Below are 1,241 nucleotides of genomic sequence, written 5' to 3' on the forward strand. Positions count from 1 at the left end.
GGAAGCCAGCCCTGATACCCTGAAACTCCACAATCAACGGACTGAACGATCATGCCAAGAAGGCCTCGGATCACCCTCCCCGGCGTACCCATGCACATCATCCAGCGCGGCAACAATCGCGACGCCTGCTTCTTCGCCGATGACGACTACCAGTTCTACCTGGAGTGGCTTCGCAGATGCGCGGGCGAGACGGGCTGCGAGGTCCACGTCTATGTCCTGATGACCAATCACGTCCACTTGCTGCTGACACCGAGGGAGTCCGATTCAGCAGGTGACCTAATGAAGCGCCTGGGCCAGCGCTACGTCCATCACGTCAATCGCACCTATCGACGCAGCGGCACCCTGTGGGAGGGGCGATACAAGTCGTGCCTGACCCAGGAGGAGGACTACGTGCTGGGTTGTCACCGCTACATCGAGCTCAACCCGGTGCGTGCGAGGATGACTGAACATCCAGCGGAGTACCGCTGGTCTAGCTACCGGGCGAACGCGCAGTCGGAAAGCAACACGCTGCTGACGCCTCATCCGTTGTACGTTTCGCTCGGCACCAGCGGAGAGTCCCGTTGCGCGAGCTATCGCGAACTGTTCAGGCGCGAACTGGATCCCGGGATGGTCGATGAAATCCGCCAGGCCACCAATGGCAATTACGCGTTAGGCACCACAAAATTCCAGGCTCAAGTGGAGCGAGCATTGGGGAGACGCGCTGCCAGAGGTGTCTCCGGACGCCCTCGTAAGAGCCGATCAGACGATGCGGACCTCGACCTGTTCTCGTAGGCCAGTACGAAACCGTGGTCTGTCCCCTATTGTGTGTAGATTTTGGAATTGCATGACGGCTAAATGCAGTCGCTATACTGGTGCAGCTAGAACTCGATGTGAGAAATTAGCCTTTAAATATGCTGGTGCAGCCGCGAATATGGGTCAAGACCCATTTGATGATGCCAGAAAGAAGTGCTCCACGTGCGAACAATAACGGGTGTTTGAGAGAATGATCGCTTGGACGGTCTTTATAATCTTGGTGGTCATATCATCGATTGCTGCGAATAGACTTATAAAATCAAGCGTTATTGCATGTCTTAGTGCTAGTGCTTTTAGCACGTCAATATTTCAGCTGATTGTTGCCATACAGTTGGGGCATTGGGATAAATTCACACTTATTGCCGTGTTTATTACATTTCCAATAAGTTTGGTTGTCGCGGCATTAGTAATTGTGACTTTGCGGAGGAATTAGTAGTAACGGGGTCAGA

1 protein-coding gene is annotated in these 1,241 nt (G+C 53.8%); it reads left to right on the forward strand.

What is annotated here, in order from left to right; all coding sequences use genetic code 11:
* Positions 1-51 precede the first annotated feature (51 nt).
* Positions 52-771, forward strand: a complete 720-nt coding sequence (locus KDG50_07170) for a transposase (GenBank protein ID MCB1865196.1) — start codon at positions 52-54, stop codon at positions 769-771.
* Positions 772-1,241: the final 470 nt, after the last annotated feature.

This window comes from Chromatiales bacterium, assembly GCA_020445605.1.
Classification (GTDB): Bacteria; Pseudomonadota; Gammaproteobacteria; order JAGRGH01; family JAGRGH01; genus JAGRGH01.

Coding starts and splice junctions, on each gene's coding strand:
- KDG50_07170 (MCB1865196.1), top strand. CDS start 52: ATGCCAAGAAGGCCTCGGATCACCCTCCCCGGCGTACCCATGCACATC.